Origin of the sequence: Enterococcus sp. AZ080, assembly GCF_051714945.1 — a bacterium.
GTDB classification, from domain to species: domain Bacteria; phylum Bacillota; class Bacilli; order Lactobacillales; family Enterococcaceae; genus Enterococcus_B; species Enterococcus_B pernyi.
In genome coordinates this window covers 742,501-764,091 of record NZ_JBIOSV010000001.1, presented here as the reverse complement: position 1 = coordinate 764,091, position 21,591 = coordinate 742,501, and the positions used below count along the sequence as shown (strand labels likewise).

Annotated in this window: 18 protein-coding genes, 2 tRNA genes and 1 other annotated feature; of the genes, 4 read left to right on the top strand and 16 right to left on the bottom strand. The window is 39.3% G+C overall.

Annotation, left to right across the window (positions count from 1 at the left end; genetic code table 11):
* The first annotated feature begins 349 nt into the window (after window positions 1-349).
* The gene (locus IGK01_RS03545) at window positions 350-562 is read left to right on the top strand and encodes a DNA-directed RNA polymerase subunit epsilon (protein WP_010736074.1); all 213 of its coding nucleotides are present in this window, start codon (window positions 350-352) and stop codon (window positions 560-562) included.
* 1 nt (window position 563) lies between these two features.
* Window positions 564-2,243: a ribonuclease J1 gene (gene rnjA / locus IGK01_RS03540; protein WP_010736075.1), complete on the top strand. Its 1,680-nt coding sequence runs from the start codon at window positions 564-566 to the stop codon at window positions 2,241-2,243.
* Between the two features lie 329 nt (window positions 2,244-2,572).
* On the opposite strand, the gene IGK01_RS03535 is transcribed toward rnjA, so the two are convergent.
* The 12 genes from IGK01_RS03535 to IGK01_RS03480 all read right to left on the bottom strand — a co-directional run bounded on the left by IGK01_RS03535 (window position 2,573) and on the right by IGK01_RS03480 (window position 16,555).
* A complete protein-coding gene (locus IGK01_RS03535; RefSeq protein ID WP_010736076.1) occupies window positions 2,573-2,773 on the bottom strand; it encodes a cold-shock protein in 201 nt (66 codons plus the stop codon).
* A 149-nt stretch (window positions 2,774-2,922) separates the two neighbouring features.
* Window positions 2,923-3,615: a RadC family protein gene (radC, locus tag IGK01_RS03530; protein ID WP_010736077.1), complete on the bottom strand. Its 693-nt coding sequence runs from the start codon at window positions 3,613-3,615 to the stop codon at window positions 2,923-2,925.
* A gap of 63 nt (window positions 3,616-3,678) precedes the next feature.
* On the bottom strand, window positions 3,679-4,332 hold the full coding sequence (locus tag IGK01_RS03525; RefSeq protein ID WP_062805560.1) for an HAD family hydrolase: 654 nt from the start codon (window positions 4,330-4,332) through the stop codon (window positions 3,679-3,681).
* A complete protein-coding gene (locus IGK01_RS03520; RefSeq protein WP_010736079.1) occupies window positions 4,322-5,635 on the bottom strand; it encodes a bifunctional folylpolyglutamate synthase/dihydrofolate synthase in 1,314 nt (437 codons plus the stop codon). The genes IGK01_RS03525 and IGK01_RS03520 overlap by 11 nt, the downstream gene beginning before the upstream one ends.
* 121 nt (window positions 5,636-5,756) lie before the next feature.
* Complete coding sequence (locus tag IGK01_RS03515; RefSeq protein ID WP_023519258.1) at window positions 5,757-8,402, bottom strand: valine--tRNA ligase; 2,646 nt, start codon at window positions 8,400-8,402, stop codon at window positions 5,757-5,759.
* 47 nt (window positions 8,403-8,449) lie between these two features.
* Window positions 8,450-8,662, bottom strand: a binding site (T-box leader).
* Window positions 8,663-8,765: 103 nt separating this feature from the next.
* A complete protein-coding gene (locus tag IGK01_RS03510) occupies window positions 8,766-9,419 on the bottom strand; it encodes a redox-sensing transcriptional repressor Rex (RefSeq protein WP_010736081.1) in 654 nt (217 codons plus the stop codon).
* 259 nt (window positions 9,420-9,678) lie between these two features.
* Complete coding sequence (thiI, locus tag IGK01_RS03505) at window positions 9,679-10,890, bottom strand: tRNA uracil 4-sulfurtransferase ThiI (RefSeq protein WP_010736082.1); 1,212 nt, start codon at window positions 10,888-10,890, stop codon at window positions 9,679-9,681.
* A gap of 19 nt (window positions 10,891-10,909) precedes the next feature.
* Window positions 10,910-12,052, bottom strand: coding sequence for a cysteine desulfurase family protein (locus tag IGK01_RS03500; protein ID WP_375152134.1), 1,143 nt, complete (start codon window positions 12,050-12,052; stop codon window positions 10,910-10,912).
* 198 nt (window positions 12,053-12,250) lie between these two features.
* Complete coding sequence (locus tag IGK01_RS03495; protein ID WP_023519257.1) at window positions 12,251-13,972, bottom strand: septation ring formation regulator EzrA; 1,722 nt, start codon at window positions 13,970-13,972, stop codon at window positions 12,251-12,253.
* Window positions 13,973-14,175: 203 nt separating this feature from the next.
* Window positions 14,176-14,730, bottom strand: coding sequence for an HAD family hydrolase (locus IGK01_RS03490; protein ID WP_062805564.1), 555 nt, complete (start codon window positions 14,728-14,730; stop codon window positions 14,176-14,178).
* A gap of 31 nt (window positions 14,731-14,761) precedes the next feature.
* The gene (locus IGK01_RS03485) at window positions 14,762-15,601 is read right to left on the bottom strand and encodes a Cof-type HAD-IIB family hydrolase (RefSeq protein WP_010736086.1); all 840 of its coding nucleotides are present in this window, start codon (window positions 15,599-15,601) and stop codon (window positions 14,762-14,764) included.
* Window positions 15,602-15,721: 120 nt separating this feature from the next.
* Window positions 15,722-16,555: a DUF72 domain-containing protein gene (locus IGK01_RS03480; protein ID WP_023519255.1), complete on the bottom strand. Its 834-nt coding sequence runs from the start codon at window positions 16,553-16,555 to the stop codon at window positions 15,722-15,724.
* Window positions 16,556-16,698: 143 nt separating this feature from the next.
* On the opposite strand from IGK01_RS03480, the gene IGK01_RS03475 reads away from it, so the two are divergent.
* Window positions 16,699-17,667 carry an asparaginase gene (locus tag IGK01_RS03475; RefSeq protein ID WP_010736088.1) on the top strand — a complete coding sequence of 323 codons (969 nt, stop codon included), beginning with the start codon at window positions 16,699-16,701 and terminating at the stop codon, window positions 17,665-17,667.
* A gap of 204 nt (window positions 17,668-17,871) precedes the next feature.
* Here IGK01_RS03475 and IGK01_RS03470 read toward each other — a convergent pair whose 3' ends face one another.
* The 4 genes from IGK01_RS03470 to IGK01_RS03455 all read right to left on the bottom strand — a co-directional run bounded on the left by IGK01_RS03470 (window position 17,872) and on the right by IGK01_RS03455 (window position 21,217).
* Window positions 17,872-18,621 (bottom strand): acyl-ACP thioesterase domain-containing protein, encoded by a 750-nt coding sequence (locus IGK01_RS03470; protein ID WP_010736089.1) that lies wholly within the window; start codon window positions 18,619-18,621, stop codon window positions 17,872-17,874.
* Window positions 18,622-18,635: 14 nt separating this feature from the next.
* On the bottom strand, window positions 18,636-19,469 hold the full coding sequence (locus IGK01_RS03465) for a fructosamine kinase family protein (protein WP_062805567.1): 834 nt from the start codon (window positions 19,467-19,469) through the stop codon (window positions 18,636-18,638).
* 181 nt (window positions 19,470-19,650) lie between these two features.
* On the bottom strand, window positions 19,651-20,979 hold the full coding sequence (locus IGK01_RS03460; protein WP_023519252.1) for an aminopeptidase C: 1,329 nt from the start codon (window positions 20,977-20,979) through the stop codon (window positions 19,651-19,653).
* Between the two features lie 164 nt (window positions 20,980-21,143).
* A tRNA-Asn gene (locus IGK01_RS03455) sits at window positions 21,144-21,217 on the bottom strand.
* 199 nt (window positions 21,218-21,416) lie between these two features.
* Here IGK01_RS03455 and IGK01_RS03450 point away from each other — a divergent pair.
* A tRNA-Thr gene (locus IGK01_RS03450) sits at window positions 21,417-21,489 on the top strand.
* Window positions 21,490-21,591 lie beyond the last annotated feature (102 nt).

The following is a 21,591-nucleotide window of genomic DNA, read 5'->3' as shown; positions in this document are numbered from 1 at the left end:
ACTTTCAATAGTAGCACAATCTACTACTTTATAGAACACTACATTTTTTAAAAAGAAATTTTTCTGAAAAATATTTTCTCTTCGTACGTTTTTTCATTTTACAGTGACCGTTTTCTATACTTATCTCTTGATTTATGCTAGAATAGCAATTAACTATTGTATGTTTCATACAGAGGATCCGAGTAAAAAATATTCCAATTGGATAAGCAAATGCGAGGCTTGTCTCTTTAAGGAGAATCAAGTATTTTTCTTAAAGTATAAAAAAACACAGGTGGCTTGTCCCCTCGTTTTGTGTTGTCCAAAAAATACGCTAAATTACTGCTTTAAGCAGATAAAGGAGACATAAACCATGATTTACAAAGTTTATTATCAAGAGTCAAAAATCCGTAACCCAAAACGTGAAGAAACACAATCGCTATACATCGAAGCAAACAGCGATGTTGAAGCACGCCAACGAGTGGAAGAAAATACCCCATACAATATCGAATTCGTACAACTTCTAGAAGGTAACCATCTAGAATACGAAAAAGAAAACCCAGCATTCACATTAGTGGAGTTTTAAGATGAAACTTTCCATCAAAAATAATGAGACAGGCGTCTTTGCGATTGGTGGATTAGGTGAAATCGGGAAAAATACGTATGGGGTACAATTCCAAGATGAAATCATTATCATCGACGCTGGAATCAAGTTTCCAGAAGATGAACTGCTTGGCATTGACTACGTCATTCCTGATTACAACTATATCGTACAAAACATACACAAAATCAAAGCTTTAGTGATCACTCATGGACACGAAGACCATATTGGTGGGATACCTTACTTATTAAAGCAAGCAAATATCCCGATCTACGCTGGCCCTCTAGCTTTAGCTTTGATCACAAATAAACTGGACGAACATGGCTTACTTCGTGACGCTGTGCTAAATGAAATCAATGAAGACACTGTGATCCGTTTCAGAAAAACATCCGTCAGCTTTTTCCGAACGACCCATAGTATTCCGGATGCTTTAGGTGTGGTTGTCAAAACACCTTCTGGTAACATCGTGGCTACTGGAGATTTCAAGTTCGATTTTACACCTGTAGGAGAACCAGCAAATTTGCATAAAATGGCTCGTATCGGAGAAGAAGGCGTTCTTTGCCTCCTTTCAGATAGTACCAATGCAGAGATTCCAACGTTTACGAAATCAGAAAAAACGATTGGCCTTTCTATTTTGAAAATATTTGAGAAAATCGAAGGTCGGATTATTTTTGCCAGCTTTGCTTCTAATATCTTCCGTCTACAACAAGCAGCGGAAGCCGCTGTAGCAACGGGTAGAAAAATTGCTGTTTTCGGGCGTAGTATGGAAAATGCAATTGTCAACGGACAACGTCTCGGCTACATCAAAGTGCCTGACGGTACCTTTGTCGATGCGCATGAAATCAATCGTTTGCCTGCAAATGAAACAATGATCCTATGTACAGGTTCGCAAGGTGAACCAATGGCTGCATTGAGCCGCATTGCGAATGGTACCCACCGTCAAATCCAAATCCAACCAGATGATACAGTGATTTTTTCTAGCTCACCGATCCCAGGGAATACAACAAGTGTGAACCATTTGATCAACTTGTTGTCTGAAGCTGGCGCTGAAGTGATCCATGGAAAAATCAATAATATCCATACATCTGGCCACGGTGGTCAAGAAGAACAAAAATTGATGCTTCGCTTGATGAAGCCAAAATATTTTGTACCGGTGCATGGTGAGTTTCGGATGTTGAAGATCCATGCCTCTCTTGCACAAGACACAGGTGTACCAGCTGAGAATTGTTTTATCATGGAAAACGGTGATGTATTAGCATTAACAAGTGATTCTGCTCGTTTAGCTGGAAAATTCGTCGCTGGCGATGTCTATATCGATGGCAGTGGAATCGGTGATATCGGTAATGTTGTTTTACGAGATCGTCATTTACTTTCAGAAGAAGGACTCGTTCTTGCAGTGACAACTGTCGATATCAAGAAAAAAGAGATTCTAGCTGGACCAGATATCCTTTCTCGTGGCTTCGTCTATATGCGTGAATCAGGGGATATGATCAATGAAGCACAACGTATTTTGTTCCACGCATTGCGTGATGTGCTAAATGCCCCCGACTGTTCGGAGCATAAATTAAAAGAAGCGATGGTCGGTGCATTACAACCTTACTTGTTCGATCGTACAGAAAGACATCCAATGATCATCCCTATGGTGATGACACCGGATCAAAACTAACTTAAAACCGAGGTTGCGACATAAGTGTTCAACCTCGATAAACAAGGCGCCATCCACGAAAATTGTTCTTCAATTTTTTGTGGATGGCGCCTTGTTTATCGAAGAGGTTCTTCTGTTACCGCCGTTTATTCGGTTTTAGGTGGTGAGAACTAATGTCCTACTCGCGGTTTTTTATAAAAAAAAGTGAGACCCACAAAAATGTGAAAGAACAATTTTTGTGGGTCTCGTCTTATTTTTCGAGGGAAACACGTTGGTTTCGACCTCTGTCATCAATTATTTGGTTCGCTCCATGACAAAGCAAGCCTCATAACAGTATATTTTCGTATAGATTACGCTTTTTCAACGTTTGTAGCTTGTGGGCCACGATCTGAATCTTCTACGTCAAAAGTAACTGCTTGACCTTCTTCTAATGTTTTGAATCCGTCACCTTGGATTGCTGAAAAATGTACGAATACGTCGCTTCCATCTTCACGTGAGATAAAACCAAATCCTTTTTCAGCGTTGAACCATTTAACTGTTCCGTTTTCCATTAATAATACCCTCCTCGTGCCAAAGCACTTATTTGATTGTAACATTGCTCGTGTACGATAGAGGTGCAACAGATGTTTCAACTTCTATTCCCAAACAAAATTACATTATAATTGTACACTTGGTTGTTTTTTTTTGCAAGAAAGCTACATCATTCTTTTTCCATTAATCCTTCTTCACGTAAACTAAAGTATTGTTTGCTACCAATAATCAGATGGTCAAGAACTTCGATCCCCATCATCTCTCCACATTCCTGGATGCGTCGTGTCAATCGCATGTCTTGCTTGGATGGAAGAACGTTGCCGCTAGGATGATTATGAGCAAGAACAAGCCGTGCTGCTGAATAGCGGACTGCGTAATGGAACACTTCACGTGGATGCGCGATCGTCTGATCCAGTGACCCGATGAATAAGGTTTTCTTTAGTAAGATTTGATTTTTGGTATCGAGATAGATGCAAACTAAATGTTCTTGTTTTTGATCTTTTAGTTCTAGGATCAATTCTTTTGCCAATTCATAACTCGCATGGACAGTCGTTGTTTGACGCAACTGATCGACTTGTATCCGTCGCCCCAGCTCGATCAATGCTTTGATCTCTAAGGCTTTGACCCGACCAATCCCACGAACCGCTTCTAATTCTGCTAGTGTTGCTTGTCTCAAGAGCGCTAAACCACCAAATTTCTTCAATAACGTACCCGCAACTTCTAATACGTTATATGGATGCTGACCAGTCCGAAGCAAAATGGCTAAAAGCTCTTGATCTGATAACGCATCCTCTCCATAAGTCTCCATCCTCTCCCTTGGTAGAGACGTGGCGGGTACTGTTTGAAGCAAATTTTTTTCCATAAAAAACCTCCTTTCCCGTGCGCTCAAAATAAGATACGAAAAAGGAGGATATTTATTTTATTTTTATTTGATCAATGCCGGAACTTCATGAAGTGAAGAAACAATCGCTGTTGTCTTAGCGGCTAATTCATCAGAAGGCGCTAGTAAATCTGGCACCATGATTACTGGGATTCCTGCACCATACGCCGCTAGTACCCCATTTTGTGAATCTTCTAATATCAATGTCTCCGCTTTTTCAGTACCTAATAACGCCTGGGCATGTAAAAAGATTTCTGGATCTGGTTTTGCACGTTTGACATTTTCAGCTGAGACGATCATATCAAAACGATGACGTAGATTATTTTTTTCTAGCAACAGTTCAATGACATGTCGCTGATTACTTGATGCGACTACTTTTGGGATATCTTTTTCTTCCAAAAAGTTCAAGAATTCTAAAACACCTGGTTTTAATTTAACTTGACCTAAAGCAAAACGATCAAGCGTTTCTTGATAGGAATCGTCGATAAATTTTTGGACAGTTTCTCGACCAAAGTTTGCAAAAATAGTATGGTAGTTCGCCCAAACTTCTTCATCAGAAACGCCTAAAAATCGCAAGTAAAGATCTTTGTCATAGGGAAACCCCATCCGATCGGCTACTGTTTGGGATGCCTCATAATAAACGATCTCTGTATCAAATAATAAGCCATCCATATCAAAAATCACTGCATTAACTTTCATTTTTTCCTCCCAACTGTACAAGCAAACGTCGCACTTCCGAAATAAAATAGAGTGAACCTGTCACTACAAGAACATCCTCAGCCGTCATCTTCTCCAAGATCTCTGCAAGCCCAAATTGCCACATTGAAACAATCGTAACTTTCTCATCACTCGTTGCTTGGATATCCGACAGCTCAATGGCTTTAGGATAATCAAAAGTAGTGACGTAGATTGTTGCATCTGGTACTTCTTGTAATTGGTGTAACATTTTATCAACCTCTTTTGTTCGTAAAGCAGAGAACAAAAGATGGATATGATAGCCTTTGAATTCTTGTTTAAGATTTTGGACTAAACGTGCCATCGCATGGGTATTATGCGCCCCATCTAAAATCACTAAGGGTTCTTCACTTAATCGTTCCATACGTCCTGGCCATTGCGCCTTTTTCAAGCCATTGATCACGTCTTTTTCACGGAATGGAAGATTCATCATTCCACAATAGATTTGATACATTTCAATCGCCATACCAGCATTTTCAACTTGATGTTTCCCGATCATATGGATCGTCAACTTAGGGATTTTGCCAAATTCATTTTGGAATGAAAAAATTTCGCCCCACTCTTCTGCCGGATGTTTGTAACTGACTGTGTAAGCCTCTCCCCATGCGTGTTGTGTAGCATTTTTTAATTTTGCTTGTTTTTCGATCACTGCCAAGGCTTCAGGTACGATATTTCCAGTGACCAGTGGCACATTTTGCTTGATGATCCCTGCTTTTTGAGCAGCGATTTCTTCAATCGTGTCGCCCAAAATATCTGTATGATCCATACCAATCGTTGTGATACCCGTCAACAAAGGTTTCGCTACGTTTGTTGAGTCGAGTAAACCACCTAATCCCACTTCAATGATCGCGACGTCCACTTGTTCTTCCAAGAAATAATCAAATGCCATAGCAGTCAACGTTTCAAATTCGGTAATACCAGCTACTGCTTCAAATTGATCCATCTGCTCAACTAGCGGTTGATATTTCTTTACTAGTCGAATCAATGATTCATCAGGAATGCCTTGTCCATTGATCGAAATGCGCTCATTGAAGGATTCGATATATGGGGAGGTAAATGTTCCGACTGTCAAGCCGGCTTCTTCTAATAAATATCTTAAATAAGTCACTGTTGAACCTTTGCCATTCGTCCCTGCAATATGGATCGTTTTGACTTTTTCTTCTGGGTGTCCGACTACCTCTAATAAGGCCTCTACTCTGTCTAATCCAGGACGTGAGCCAAATGGTAATCGGCTATGGATCCAATTGATTGCTTCTTCGATTTTCACGTTACTATCCCCCCATTCCTCTTCATTATAACAAAAAAGCTTACGTAGGAAACAATGAAATCCAGAAGAGCTCTTTTTACTTAAAAAAGAGAGGCAACTTCCGTCACCTCTCCCTTTCGTTTTATTTGATTGATTTTAATTGCGCAATACGTTCATTGACAGCTGCTTGTTTTTCTGAATAATCTTTTTCTTTTGCACGCTCTGCTTCAACTACATCATCCGGTGCATTCGATACAAAACGCTCATTACTTAATTTTCCTTGTACACGTTTCACTTCGCCTGTCCATTTTGCTAGTTCTTTTTCTAAACGTTGGATTTCTTCTTCAATGTTGATCAGCCCTTCTAAAGGTAAGAAGATTTCCGCGCCAGTCAAGACCGCTGACATTGCTAGATCCGGTGCAGTTACGTCACTTGAGATCGTCAACTCTTCTGGATTACAGAAGCGCTCGATATAGCTAGTGTTTTCATTTAAGAATTGATCGATCTTCGGATCATTTGTTTTGATCAGTAACGTGATTGGTTTTGATAATGGTGTATTCACTTCAGAACGGATATTACGTACAGAACGAATCAATTCTTTCAGTACTTCCATCCCTTTTGAAGCAGCTTCATCATCGTATTCCGGTTGCACGACTGGATAATCAGCCACTACTAAAGATGTTCCTTTATGAGGGATGTGTTGCCAGATTTCTTCTGTAACAAATGGCATGATCGGATGCAATAAGCGTAAGATCTGATCCAACGTATGGACAAGAATACTACGGTTCGTTTGTTTCGCTACTTCGTCCTCACCGTAAAGTGTTTCTTTACTCATCTCGATGTACCAGTCACAGAAATCATCCCAGATAAAGTTATACAATTGGCGACCAGCCTCACCAAATTCAAATTGTTCAAATAAGTCAGTCACTTTAGCGATTGTTTCATTCAAACGTGTCAAAATCCAACGATCGGCTACAGTCTTCTCACCTGAAAGATCAATATCTTCTACGGTCATCCCTTCAACATTCATGATAACGAAACGAGATGCGTTCCAGATTTTATTGATGAAGTTCCAAGAAGCATCCATTTTTTCGTAACTAAAACGTACGTCTTGTCCTGGTGCTGAACCATTAGATAAGAACCAGCGTAACGCATCAGCACCATATTTTTCAATGACTTCCATTGGGTCGATCCCATTTCCAAGAGATTTACTCATCTTGCGTCCTTGTTCATCACGAATCAATCCATGGATCAGTACATTCTCAAATGGACGACGTTCTGTAAATTCCAAGCTTTGGAAAATCATTCGGCTTACCCAGAAAAAGATGATATCATAGCCTGTTACTAATGTACTTGTTGGGAAGTAACGTTGGTAATCTTCATTGTCTTCGTCAGGCCAGCCCATTGTTGAAAAAGGCCATAGCGCTGAACTGAACCAAGTATCCAACACATCGGGATCTTGTAACCAGTTTTCACTGTCTGCTGGTGCTTCCATGCCCACGTACATTTCACCAGTTTCCTTATGATACCACGCAGGGATCTGATGTCCCCACCATAGTTGACGTGAGATTACCCAGTCATGAACATTTTCCATCCAGCGTAAGAAGGTTTGGTTGAAACGTGGTGGGAAAAACTCAACTGCATCATCAGTTTCTTGATTTTGGATCGCCTTTTCAGCTAAAGGTGCCATTTTTACAAACCATTGTGTTGATAAACGAGGTTCAACAACTACCCCTGTACGCTCAGAATGGCCTACATTGTGGATCATCGTTTCGATCTTGATCAGACGACCAAGTTCTTTTAGATCCGCAACGATCGCTTTACGTGCTGCAAAACGGTCCATTCCTTGATACTTACCTGCTAATTCATTCATCGTGCCATCTTCATTCATGACATTCACTCGTGGGAGGTCATGACGGTTACCGACTTCAAAGTCATTTGGGTCATGTGCGGGCGTGATTTTTACAACCCCTGTTCCAAATTCCATGTCGACATATTCATCTGCTATGATCGGTATTTCTTTATTCACTAGTGGTAAAATGACTTTCTTACCAATCAATGCTTGGTAACGCTCATCTTCTGGGTGAACAGCGATTGCCGTATCACCAAGCATCGTTTCTGGACGGGTCGTTGCGATTTCCACCACACCTGAACCATCAGCCAATTCATAGCTCATATGATAAAAGGCACCTTCGATTTCTTTGTGGATCACTTCGATATCAGAAAGAGCTGTGCGTGCTTGTGGGTCCCAATTGATGATGTATTCGCCACGATAGATCAACTCTTTTTCGTATAGGCTAACGAATACTTTACGAACAGCTTCAGACAAGCCATCATCTAAGGTGAAGCGTTCACGGCTATAATCCAAAGATAAACCCATTTTTGCCCATTGTTCACGGATATGACCGGCATATTCTTCTTTCCATTCCCATACTTGATCAATAAATTTTTCGCGACCTAGATCATAACGAGAAACACCTTGCTCACGTAATTTTTCTTCTACTTTTGCTTGTGTTGCGATCCCTGCATGATCCATCCCTGGTAACCATAACGTATCATAGCCTTGCATTCTTTTTTGACGAATCAACATATCTTGCAATGTTGTATCCCAAGCATGACCTAAATGGAGTTTACCAGTCACATTGGGAGGTGGGATAACGATTGAATAAGGTTTTGCTTTTTTGTCGCCACTAGGTTTGAACAAATCTTCGTCTAACCAGTTTTGATAACGCCCCGCTTCAACTTCTTGCGGATTATACTTTGTCGATAGATTCTTTTCTTCCGTCATACTGTCTTCCTCCTTTGAAATAAAAAAAACGCCCTAAATACTTTCGTATTTAGGACGTATAAATTACGCGGTACCACCTAATTTGTAATAGTTGCCTATTACCTCTCAAAGTGAGTTAACGATCACTACTCGTTCATCTCTACTCGATTCAAGACAAAAACTCCCAAGCTACCTTCACTAGCTTTCGTTAAGAACGTTCCACCATTCGTTCTCTCTCTCTAAACGTCGGACTAGTTACTCCTCTTGATCAACATCTTGACTCATTTTACAATGGTTAGTAGCCAAAGTCAATAAAAGCTCTTGATGAATCGCTGTTCGATTCACATAAAAACGCCACTTTTGCACGATCTTCCCACTTAGTTTTTACTTGGAAGGAAAGACTTGCGAATAATTTTCATCAAAATAGATCAACGTCTGTAGTTCAGTTGTCAGATCGATGTATTGCATATGGACATGTGGCGGAACGTTGACACGATCTGGTGCAAAGTTCAAGATCGCAGTAATGCCTCCTTTGACGATTTCGTCGATGGCTGCTTGTGAATACTTACTTGGAACAGTTGATATCGCCACTTTGATTCCTTCTTTTTCAACGATTTCACTAAAGCGATCCATAGGATAAACCATCACACCTTCGATTTCTTTTCCGACGATGGCTGGATCATTGTCAAATACACAAACAATATTCAAATTTGCATTTCTTCTGAAATTGTTGTGTTTCAATGCTTTTCCTAAATTCCCAAAACCAACTAAAGCGATTCTTTTTTCTTCCTCTGTGTTCAAAATTCGATCAAATACTTCAATCAAATAGGGAACATCGTACCCATAACCGCTTCGTCCTAATTCTCCTAAATGAGAAAAATCTCTGCGGATCGTGGCAGAAGGTACTTGTGTGATCTCACTAAATTCATTTGATTTGATTCGTTGAACACCAGAATCATTCAACATATTTAAATAGCGCAAATATAAAGGCAACCGTTTCGCTGTTGCTTTGGGTAACGTTTCTGATTTTTCTCGCATATCGTTTCTCCTTGTTAATCATTTCACATAATTTTAGTTTAGCATGGAACAAGGAACCTCGCAATAGGAGGAAACTTAACTCCATGAAAAACAAGAAAAATAAGGTACCATCCACAAAATTTGACATACAATTTTCGTGGATGGCGCCTTATTTCTCGAGGCTAAACAATTGTCTCGTCCTCTTTCACGTGTCTACTTCTTGAGTCTGGATCTTTTATTACGAGTGATCGACTCGTACAAGAAGTACAAGTTCCTTCGTTTAAAGTAAATCAGAAAATTCTTCTACTTGTTCTTTTGCTGTTTCTGTGTGGATCGTTTCGATCTTTAAGCCTGCCAAAGCACGTTCGATCATCCCATCGATATCCAAACGTTCTTCGTATTGATGCACTTTTTCTAGTCGTGGACGAGTCTTAGGCTGTGGCGGTGCAAAAATCGTGCAGCAGTCTTCAAATGGTTGAATGGACAAATCAAACGTATCGATTTGTTCAGCCACTTCGATGATCTCTAATTTATCCATCGTCGCTACAGGACGAATGATCGGTGTATTCGTGACCTCATTGATTGCCACCATACTTTGGAGTGTTTGGGAAGCCACCTGTCCTAATGATTCACCATTTAAAATCACTAGTCCATGACGAATACGGCGGATCTCATCTGTCAAACGAAGCATCATCCGACGTGTGATCGTCATCCAGTAGCCTTGGGGCACCACTCGTTTGATCTCTTCTTGCACTTCTGTAAACGGTACTTCGATAAATTCGATTTTACCAACATAGGGTGTCAGCTTCACTGTTAAGTCTTTCGCTTTTTGCAAGGCTTGTTCACTCGTGTAAGGTGGACTAGCAAAGTGGACAGCTTCAATTTCTACCCCACGTTTCATGGCATAATAACCGGCAACTGGAGAATCGATCCCTCCAGAAAGCATCAACATACCTTTTCCGCTTGTACCGACAGGCAGACCGCCAGCTCCTTTGATCGTTTCATAGGAAAGATAAGCCCCATCGCGGCGGATTTCCACACGCAACGCAATATCTGGCTTTCTCATTTGTACTTGGATATCCGGAAAAACATCGATGACTGCATTTCCTAATGCTTGGTTTAGTTCATTGCTGTCCAATTCAAAGCTATGATCACTACGTTTTGCAATGATCTTGAATGTTTCTTTTCCTGTATAGATTTCTTGCATGATTTCCTGAACCGCTTGTTTTAAACTTTGTACTTCTTTTTCTACTCGTACGCTAGGTGAAAAGTTTTGGATCCCAAATATCTTCGCTAACTTAGGGATAACTATGTCTCCGTCTACACCATTCAACAGTAGATGCATCCGATCACGCTCTGCGTGGATCTTGATTTCAGGAAAATCGCTCAATGCCTGTCTGACATTTTGTGCCAACTGCATAATAAAACTTCGACGATTTTTTCCTTTTGTTGAAAGTTCACCATAGCGAACCATGATTTCACTGTACTTCACAAAAACACTCCTCTGTTTCTTAATTGATGACTGAAAATTTCTTGTACAACTGTTTAAAGATGATCATGAATTGTTCGACTTCTGCCATCGTATTGCTTTCATCTAAGCTGACGCGAATCGCTGAAGTAGCTAAATCATTGGGTACTTGCATCGCATGCAGCGTACTACTTGCCATGTGCTTTCTAGAAGAACAAGCGCTTGTCGTAGAGACAAATATTTGTTTTTCTTCTAATGCATGGACCAATACCTCACCACGAATACCTTTTAATGAAAAGCACAAAATATGGGGTGCGTAATCTTCACCTTCAGAAAAAATCGTTACTTTATCATACGTATGTAAAGCTTCAATCAATGCTTGTTTAAGATAGGCAGTTTGGTTTGGTTTTTGTGCTTTAATATCTAGAGATAAACGCAGCGCTTTTGCCATCGCGACGATCCCCGGCACATTCTCTGTTCCACTCCGTTGATTTTTCTCTTGTCCGCCTCCAGTGAACAGCGGTGCTAAACGTCGGCCTTTTTTCCAATAAACAAAACCAACACCACGAGGCCCGTGGAATTTATGGGCAGAAAAAGTGGCAAAATCCACACGTTCTGTCAACCATTCCTCTAAAGGAACTTTACCAATCGCTTGTACCGCATCCACATGGAAATGGATTTTAGGAAAATCATTTAAAAAACTACTGATTTCTTTGATTGGTTGAATCGCACCTACTTCATTATTCACTGCCATAACGGAAACCAAAATTGTTTCTTTACGTACTAATTTTTTCAACTCATCTACGCGGACGATCCCTCTTTTATCGACAGGAGCAATACTCACTTCGATACCGAGTTTTTTTAACTGCTCAGCTGTTTCACTGACAGCAGGATGTTCAACGCCTGATATGATCATGTGGTTACCGTAACCTAGTTTTTCAAGCATCGTTCCTTTAAGCACCCAGTTATTTCCTTCTGTTCCACCTGACGTGAAATACACTTCTTCCGCAGACACAGCAATCAGTTCAGCGATTTGTTTTCTCGCTTGTTGTAGCAGACGGTTCGCCTGATTGCCTAAATCGTGTAGACTTGATGGATTCCCGATGATCCGTTGACTTGTTTTGACATACGTATCCAAACTTTGCGGATAGATCGGTGTTGTCGCACTATTATCGAAATATATCATATTTAAACCTTCTTTTTTTGAAATTCTTACCTATTATAACGGTTGTCCCTTGTGCTTTCAAGTGGCGTTTTCTCCGAGTTGGACTCTATAAAAAATCGCTCGAATCAATGTATTCCCTGCCCAACAGTTACTCATCAATGACTTCCAAAAAAAGACAACACTCGGCACTTGCCTGTGTTGTCTTTTTTGATCGCAGGATTATACTAAATCAGGATGATTGAAGTAAAAATCTTCGATTCGTTTGAATGCACCTGGTTCTGTGCGCTCTAATGCTGTGCCGATCTCATCCAAAGCCTCTTGATAGTGATATTCTTTATTGAATAAGTAATAACTCTTTTCAATGGCTTCTTTCACTTCTTCATGTGTGTGACGGTAACGGTTCGCATATTGCAACATTTGTTCGGTTAATGCTGCTGCATCCACTAGATCGTGGGTTTTCTTATCGAGTAACTCTAGATCTTCTTCACATAATGCTACAAGACGTTCGACCTCATCCATGTTGACTCTGATTTTATTCAACACAGTACTCAATTCTTCGATACGTTCTGTTGCCACAAAGAAAAACTCTAGATAATCATTTGGCAAACCTGGTAAACGTTGTTTTTCAACAAACCGTTTAAGACTGCGCAATTTAAATTCGAATGTGTCGATTTTTTCTTGCGCTTCTTTTTCACCTTTTCTTAGTTCGTGTAAAGAATCGCTGATTTCAACCTGTTGGTTTTCAATATCTTCTAATACTTTGAAGACTTTCTTATAGAACGTTCTTACTTCTGAGTAAGGCACTTCATGTTGTTGTAACTGTGGTTTGATTTGTTCGTTTTGACGTTCGATTTCTTCCACTTCTGTTTGGAAACCACGTACACGCCCGATTTCGTTATGGTTCAATGTATAACTTTGAGCGGTATGATCTAATTCGATCAATAATTGACGATTGTTTTTCGTCGCATGTTTGATATATTGTTCGATCGTTGCTTGATTTTTAGTCACAAATACTTGTGCTTCCATCTCACGTTCTAAAATATCGTATAATGCATCGATCAGATTAGCCGTTTCACGATTTTCAAATTCAACAGTTTCAACTTCCGTTTTCTCAATATTGATCAACGAACGTTCGATTCGACGATTGATCGTTTCGATATCGCCAGACAGGCTTTCTTCTGGAAAAACATACTCCTCTTTGATTAAGCGGTCATAGGTCTCTTGAATCTCTTCCACTTGCGCCGGGAAAGTCGTATTCAAATCTTCAAATAATGGCGGGATTTTTTTCATTAACGCATCCACTTCATACGTGTGTTTTTCCGCTTTATCCAGCACTTCACGGGCTTCAACTGGATCACCTGAAGTATTTAACGTAACAAATTGTGTAAACTCATTTTCAATCGTTTTCACTTGCTTCTGTAACTCAGGTAAAGCTGGACCGTATTGCTGTTCTTCTTCTCGGATCGTTGCTTTTAGTTCCTCATAAACGTCTAAAGCTTGTTGAACAGCTAAGGAATTACGTTCTTCTGTTTCACGCAATTCTTTTAAGCCGTCACGAATCTCCGCAACTTCTTTTTCCATTTGGTTCATGGTTGCTTCGGCTTCTTCTACTGCTTTTTTCCCTTTTAAGAATCTAAAGCTCTCGTTGAGATTTTCAACTTCAAAGATCTGACTTTCTAACTCGGCAAATGATGAGGTAGAGATGTCATTCCATTTTTGACTCCATTCACGAAAGGTATTTTGGCTTTGCCCCACTAGATGCATTTTTTTGACATCGTCAACTTCTTCAATCACAGGCAAGTCGAATAATTCTTCCTTGCGTTTTTCTAAGACGTCCAATCGATCTTGGTTTTTTTTCTTCATTACGTAACTAACCAAAAAAGCCAGAATGGCGACTATAATGATTGCAATGACGATCCCGATGATAACATTATTTCCCATTTAAGGTTCCTCCGTTTTCAATATGCATCTACTGTCTCTATTTGTTTGTGATCAGACGAATCTGATTTGCATAACATTGTAAATACGTCTTTCGTGCAAAAAGACATCTATTTTATATTATAACATACTATGTTCAGTCATACACTACCTACATAAAAAATCTTTTTTGCTATCTTTCTACCAACTAAAATGAGAAGACCTTATCAAAGACTCGTTGAAGAATTTTCTTCGGCAAACTTTACTCGCTCTGCCTTCTTCATTTGTTCATTGATTTCCTTTGCGATCCTTTCTTCAGGTGCATAATCCTTTTGCCAATTGTCTGGCTTCAATACTTTGTTTGTAACAGGATCGTAGTGAGGTTTTCCATCTGGAAACAGTTTTCCCATATTCGCTTGATGGACAATATCAAAAATCCTCGTAGGATCAACGCCCAGCAAAGAAAAAGAGCCATACGTAAAATAAAGCAAATCAGTCAGCGCATCTACTTGCTCAACGAGACTTTCCTCTCCCCAATTTTGTTTTGTGAGAATCTTTTTTTCTGCTTGATCAAGTGCATCATGCAAATATTGGACGGAATCATGCAATTTTTTTGCATCACCGTCACTGGCTGCTGCCACAAATTCAACTAACTCTTCGATTTTAAAACCCGCTCGGTCATCGGCATGTTTTTTTGTAAATGCAGTGGGTCGCTCTGGTATTCTTGGATCGAACGTCCGATGGAATCGTTCTACTTTTTGATAAGGTGTTTCTGGCTCCATAACGATTTTAGTCCTCCTAACTGACACACATTCAATCAACTATCCCAAAATGCTTCAAACCTATATAAATACCATCTGCTTCATTCGAAGCCGTGACAAAATCAGCTTGCTGCTTCACACCAGTTGGCGCATTGCCCATTGCAACACCAATTCCAACTCCTTTTAGCATTTCAACATCATTGTAATGATCGCCAAACGCCATGATTTCGGACAATGCAATTCCTTTATTTGTCGCAAATTGTTGGATTCCTAACAATTTGGACCCTCCTTTAGGAATAATATCGACCGTATAAGGATTGGAACGTTGGAACGAACACTCTGGGAATCGTTGGTCAAGCTTTTCTTGCTCAGATGTTTGGCTCAATAAAATACATTGATAAATCGGCTCGTTTAAGATCGCTAATGTTTCATATCGTTTTCGTTGCCGATGGGGACTGAACACTTGCAAGATTTTTTTCAATAGACGTACAGGGAATTTTTTGGGTAAGTGATTGACGATTTTTTTGATGATGATCGATTGTCCTAGCATCATTGTCGTTGAACCATCTAGTTGATCTCGCCCACCAAAAATGATTTGTCGGTGATGGGCATCCGAAAAGTGGACGATATCCGCTAATACTGTTTTATCAAAAGGATGGTCGACGATCGTTTGATCACGGTCAAAGACTAATTGACCATTATAGACGACGAACATGTCTAGTTCAAGTTCATCGATCACTTCTTTGATTCTTACAGGGCTGCGCCCAGTGGCAACACCGCATAATATGCCCTTTTTTTGTAGTTGATCAATCGCATATTTAGTTGAAGCCAACGCTTTTGCTTGGTTGTTGACTAATGTGCCATCGATATCAAAAAAAACTGCTTTGATCATGTCGTTCCATCACCCCTTCCGATTATTATTTAGTAAAAATTTCTAGTTGAACAGTTTCATTTCTTATTGGTAAGGCGTGCTTGCTACTTTTTATATAGAGTGGTTACAAAAGCCAGGTCTTCAAAACAAATCGATTTGTTTTGGGTTAAGCTCATCTGGTTCGATCCCTAAGATTTTTTGTAATGCCAAAGCATTTTCAGCCGCATCTCCACCAGAGTTATTATTGAAGATCACCCCAACATGTTTTGTTGCACCGTCTACTTTTTTGATGGCTGCTGCTAATTCCTGTAATTCTTCTTCAGAATAGCGATACAACGTTCTTTTTTTACGCCAATCCTGATCATTTGCTTGCCAACCTTGCTCATTTCTTCCATGAAAACGGAAAAGGGTAAAATCCGTATTTGTCACATAAGGATCGAAAGGAATCGTCGTATTCAATAATTGTGGTTCATCAATGATTGCTAAGGAAAACATTGCACGAGTCATAAACTGTCTCGTGCGTGACAGAAATTGGTCGCTGTACCAAGAATAGTCACGTAACTCAATAGCTACCGGATAGCCATTGAACCATTTTCTTAGTTTTCTTAAATAGGCAACATTTTCTTTGGTGCATTTAAATGAAGCAGGGAATTGAACTAAAAAACAAAAGAGTTTACCTGACTCGCTCATCGGTGCCATCACATCTAAAAAGCGTTCAATCATCTCTTCTTCGGATTGATAATACTTCTGCCAGTCGCCTTGACCACTGATTCCTTGGTAAGCTTTCATCACGAAGCGAAAAGATGCTGGTACTTCATTCACCCACTTCTCCACAGATGACTTTCTTGGTATACCATAATAGGCGGTATCTAATTCGACTAATGAAAGGACACTCGCATAATCGTAAAGAGTATTATTCTTTTTTCCTGTTAATTTTTCATGTTCTTTAAATGAAGTCAAGCCAATTTTGATCACGACGAATCACTTCCATTCGTTTAAATTCATTTTATCTTTGTTCCCAAATTGTTCTGTTTGATTCATTCATAGCAAAACTCTTTTATATAGTATACAATAAGCTAGAAACCCTATGCAAAATTATTCGTGAGGAAGTTCTGAAAATGAAAAAAATTCTTATCTTACACACAGGCGGCACAATCGCCATGAAAGAAAATTCTTTAACAGGTGGTGTGAGTCCAGATGTGGCTAACCCACTATTAGATGCAGAAGTAACGATTCCAGAAAATGTTGATTTGATCATGGAAGATATCTTTAATCTTCCTTCCCCGCACATCATGCCTAAACATATGTTACAACTTAAAGAAAGAATCAATCAAGCCGTTCTTTCTGACATCCAAGGTGTCGTGATCACGCATGGGACAGATACGTTGGAAGAAACAGCATTTTTTCTAGACTCAACGATTGGTGATAAATTACCGATCGTCTTAACAGGAGCGATGCGTTCAAGTAATGAGTTAGGTAGCGATGGTCTATATAATTTTGAAAGTGCGATTCGGGTAGCAAGTTGTGATGAAGCAAAAGACAAAGGTGTTTTGGTCGTGATGAACGATGAGATCCACTCAGCACGCTATGTCACTAAAACCCACACGACTAATGTTGCTACTTTTCGTACTCCTACGTTAGGACCAATCGGTTTGATCACTAAAAATCGTATATTGTTTATGCAAGAATTACTTGAAGCGCAAAGACTAGATATCGCATCAGTCAAAGGAACGATCCCAATCGTCAAAGCCTATGCGGGTATGCAAGGTGATTTATTAGAAGCACTTGCCCATTCGAAAGTCGACGGTCTGGTCATTGAAGCTTTAGGCGCTGGGAACCTGCCTCCGCAGGCATTAACAGCATTAAAGAAACTCTTGATACAAAAAATACCAGTAGTCTTGGTTTCTCGTTGTTTCAACGGAATCGCTGAACCCGTCTATGATTACGAAGGTGGCGGAAAAGAACTCGCAAGTATGGGCGTTATTTTTTGTAATAGTATCAATAGCCAAAAAGCTAGAATAAAACTTTTGATTGCCATTAACGGTGGCTTGTCAGAAGAACAGTTGATCAAATTTATGACACAATAGAAATCAAATTGAGTAATACAGGGCTTGCTCGCCTCTTCATATGGAAAACTCAATAGACGCTACAATCACATCATTGTTAAACGGAGTTCCAAATGAAACTCCTTTGGAAATAAGCGCGAAAAAACCAAAAATTGGAAGAACAATTTTCGGTTTTTCGCGCTTATTTATCGAAGCAAAATATCTCACAATCTTATCTCACTCGATTTATTTTGTTTCTTCATTTTTCTCCCATAAGATATTCGCTGCACAATAAAGTTGCTCTTGCATTCTGATCTCATGTCTCGTTTTTACCTCTGTTCCAGACACCGTTTGTTCATAATGACTCTCGATCTCATTGCCATATTCAACTTCTTTATCAAAACGGATCAACACATGTTTAGGTGTATGTGTTGTCAAAAAATCGTAACCTAAAACATCAATGATCCAGTTGAAGTACATCGCATTGTTCACATGTTGATTGCTGTCAATATCATAAAATCGCACACGATATGGCAACATCAAGCCTGATTCGATTGGCTCGATTTTTTCTTGTCGTTTGATTTTCTTGATTTTTTCACTTTCAAAAGGTGCAATGATTTCTTCATTCACACTACTCATCTTACGGTTCACTAGATCCATCAAAACAAATACTGATTCGATTTCAACTAATTCATTTCCTTCCTCATCATGAATCCAAAAATTACGATAACAAAAGAATTTATTATACTGCATCGCTTGTGTGGTAACATCGATTTTTTCACCGACATGAGGCAAGCGATTGATGTTCATCGAATAGTTCGTGATTACCCAAGTCAAGCCAAAGCTACTGACAAAGTCGGTTCCTCGGCCTAAATGATCACTTTGTTCTTCCGAAGTCTTGATGACCACACCCAGCATGGACGGAAAAGTCATTGTTTTGTTGATATCACATTCATAATAAGATACTTCATGTTTTTTTGTATATTTTTGTGCCAAAAGAAAACCTCCAATTACTTCTTCATTAATATATGATCGACCTGTGTCCCATAACTCTCTCCAAACATATTGAGATGCGCCAACAAGTAATAGAGTTGATAGAGTGGCAAACGACTCTCCCAGCCCTCTTCCAATGGCCAGCTTTCTTGGTAAGCTTCCAGGAATTCAGGACGAAAGCCACCGAACAACTGACTCATCGCAATATCTTGCTCGCGATTCCCATAAGAAACTGCTGGATCGATAAACACTGGTCTTCCTTGCTTATCATAGAAAACATTACCACTCCATAAATCTCCATGCAAGAGGCTAGGCGTAATCTTCCGATGATCGTCACGATTTAGTAGTTCTTTTTTTAACCGTTGATACTCTTTTTCACGTGTTTCATTCCATCGATTGTTTTTCTCCGCTATGTCGATTTGAGCCTCCAAGCGATTTTTGAAAAAGAAGGTCCACCAATCTTCTTCAAATGTATTGAGCTGTGGTAAACTCCCTAGATAATTGTCCTTGCGAAAACCAAACTGTGGTGCAGTTGAACGATGGATTTTTACTAAGTCTTTTGCCAGTTCTCGAGGATCACCTTTCCCTGGTTCGATCCATTCCATCAATAGATAGGCACCTTCATTTGTTTCGCCTAACATATAAGTTTCAGGTACTCGTACATGTGGTGCAAGCTCTTTCAGACCATCCACTTCTGCTTCAAAAAAGCGTTTGGTCACATGAGGATGGATTTTTAGAAAATAGGATTTTTGCTGTTCATCAATTCGATAGTTTTGATTCACATCTCCCCCAGTAATCGGTATCACTTTACCACTCAAACGAATCTCTGTTAACACTTCTTGGATATCCATTTTCACTCCTCCTTGCTATTTCACAAGATCGATGATTAATCGATCAAGTACGCCCGCAACAACTCCTATATCATTTTAAAGTATAACACAGGTATTTATAAAATCCTGAAATCAAGAAATCAACAAAAAACAGATACAGAAAACTATCAAGTCTCTGTATCTGTTTTGATTGATATTGAAATTAAGCTAATGCCCCCATTGGGTCCCAAGGAGCTAATAAAATTGGTTCAGCATTAAATGCGGCTAGCTGTTCTTCCGTCAATAAATCTTTGCGGACAACGATTTGATACGTATATTCATCCATCCACTCGTCACTCATCACAAAGAATCCTTTATCTCCGACTTTTTCTCCCCAGCTATTTTCGACTTTCCATTTCGTTGATTTTCCATCAACTAAATCGACACCAGTCAAGACCATCGCGTGAGTCATCAAACTTTCGCCATGATCCAAACGCTCCGCTTTCGTCATAGAAAAATCTAAATCAAATAATTCATCCATCTCATAAACGTCTGTTGCCATGATGCCGCTATCTCTTGTAGAAGATTGACCAACATCACACCCAAACCACACAGATTCTCCTTGTTCCAATTGAGCAATCGCTAAATTTTTGAACGTTGTCATATCGACATTAAGATATTTGACTTCTTTTCCTCCCACAACATTCCCTAACATTTCAACCGTATAAGAGCGATCATACGGTTTGTCTGCGGTCGGTGCATTGATGATACTTACATAATCATCCAAATTTACACCTATATATTTATCGTAAAACATTTGTGGAGTCAATTGTTGATCGATATGGTAATTTTTTTCTTCATCTCGATACTCAAAATCAAATTCAGTTGGTGGCGTACCTAAAGAAGTTGTTAGAAATTGATAGATCCCAGCTAACATCTTTTCTTTTTCTACTTGGATCTCTTCATTTGTTTTTCCTTCTGCCACTAATTGACGTAGTTTAACGGCGTCTTTACGCAATAATTTATTTAAGTAGTTATTCAAATCACGAGAATTTGAGCTATTCGCGCTTTCTGGCATCACTGATTTTGGTACGACACCATATTTTTGGAATAATGATACGATCATATCCCATTGTCCACCATCTTGTTGGGGAACAGCCAGTAAAAAAGCGACTTTACGACTGTCTAATGCTTCATTACCAGTTGCAAGAATATTTTCATAAAAATAGTTTGCTTTCTCGTATTTATCCCAAAAGAAAGTATAATTTTGTGATAATTCAAATTCCTTTAAGTGGAATTGATTCAACAATTTGTGACGGAATGTATTCAACGCCGCAAACATCCAGCAACGGCCAGATTGTTTTTGGTTTGAGACTTTTCCAGTCGCTAGATCTACAGAAAATACCGGGGTGTTTTTTGTATGTGAAGCAATATTTTCTGCTGAAGCTGTGATCCCATTCTTTACAACAGCATTTTGTAAGGCTTGTTGCTTTTTATTCGTTTGAAATTGATCGGCAAATTTTTTTGTCATATCTGGTGTAATTGCGTTCATTTAATCATCCTTCCCGATTGAAAATATATCTCCATTTTACTCTTTAACCCTTTGAATTACAACGTGCTATTCTGAAAATTCAGAACAATCATGCGATTCAATCTGCGTATTTCCATTGAAAAACAAAAAAAGTCTAGGAGAACTCTCCTAGACTTTTTGTATTACTCCGGCAGTAGGACTCGAACCTACGACATCATGATTAACAGTCATGCGCTACTACCAACTGAGCTATGCCGGAATCAAATTACATAAATATAATATCAATTTTCATCATATAACGCAATACTTTTTTTCAATTTTTCAAATAATCACTAATTAACCATCGTTATTTTATATTTGTGAAAAACAACTCAATTTCTTTTAAAGGTCGTCTGTTCATAGAGAAAAGTTATTGACAAATGACTATAAATTAGTTATCCTATTTAGGTAGTAAAAATGCCGCTTTAGCTCAGCTGGTAGAGCGCTTCCATGGTAAGGAAGAGGTCGACGGTTCAAGCCCGTCAAGTGGCTTTGTAGAGGTTGTGACAGAAGTGTCCAACTCCGAGAAATAAGCAGAGAACCCAAAAAAATTATCCATTAAATTTTTTGGGTTCTCTGCTTATTTCTGAAGGA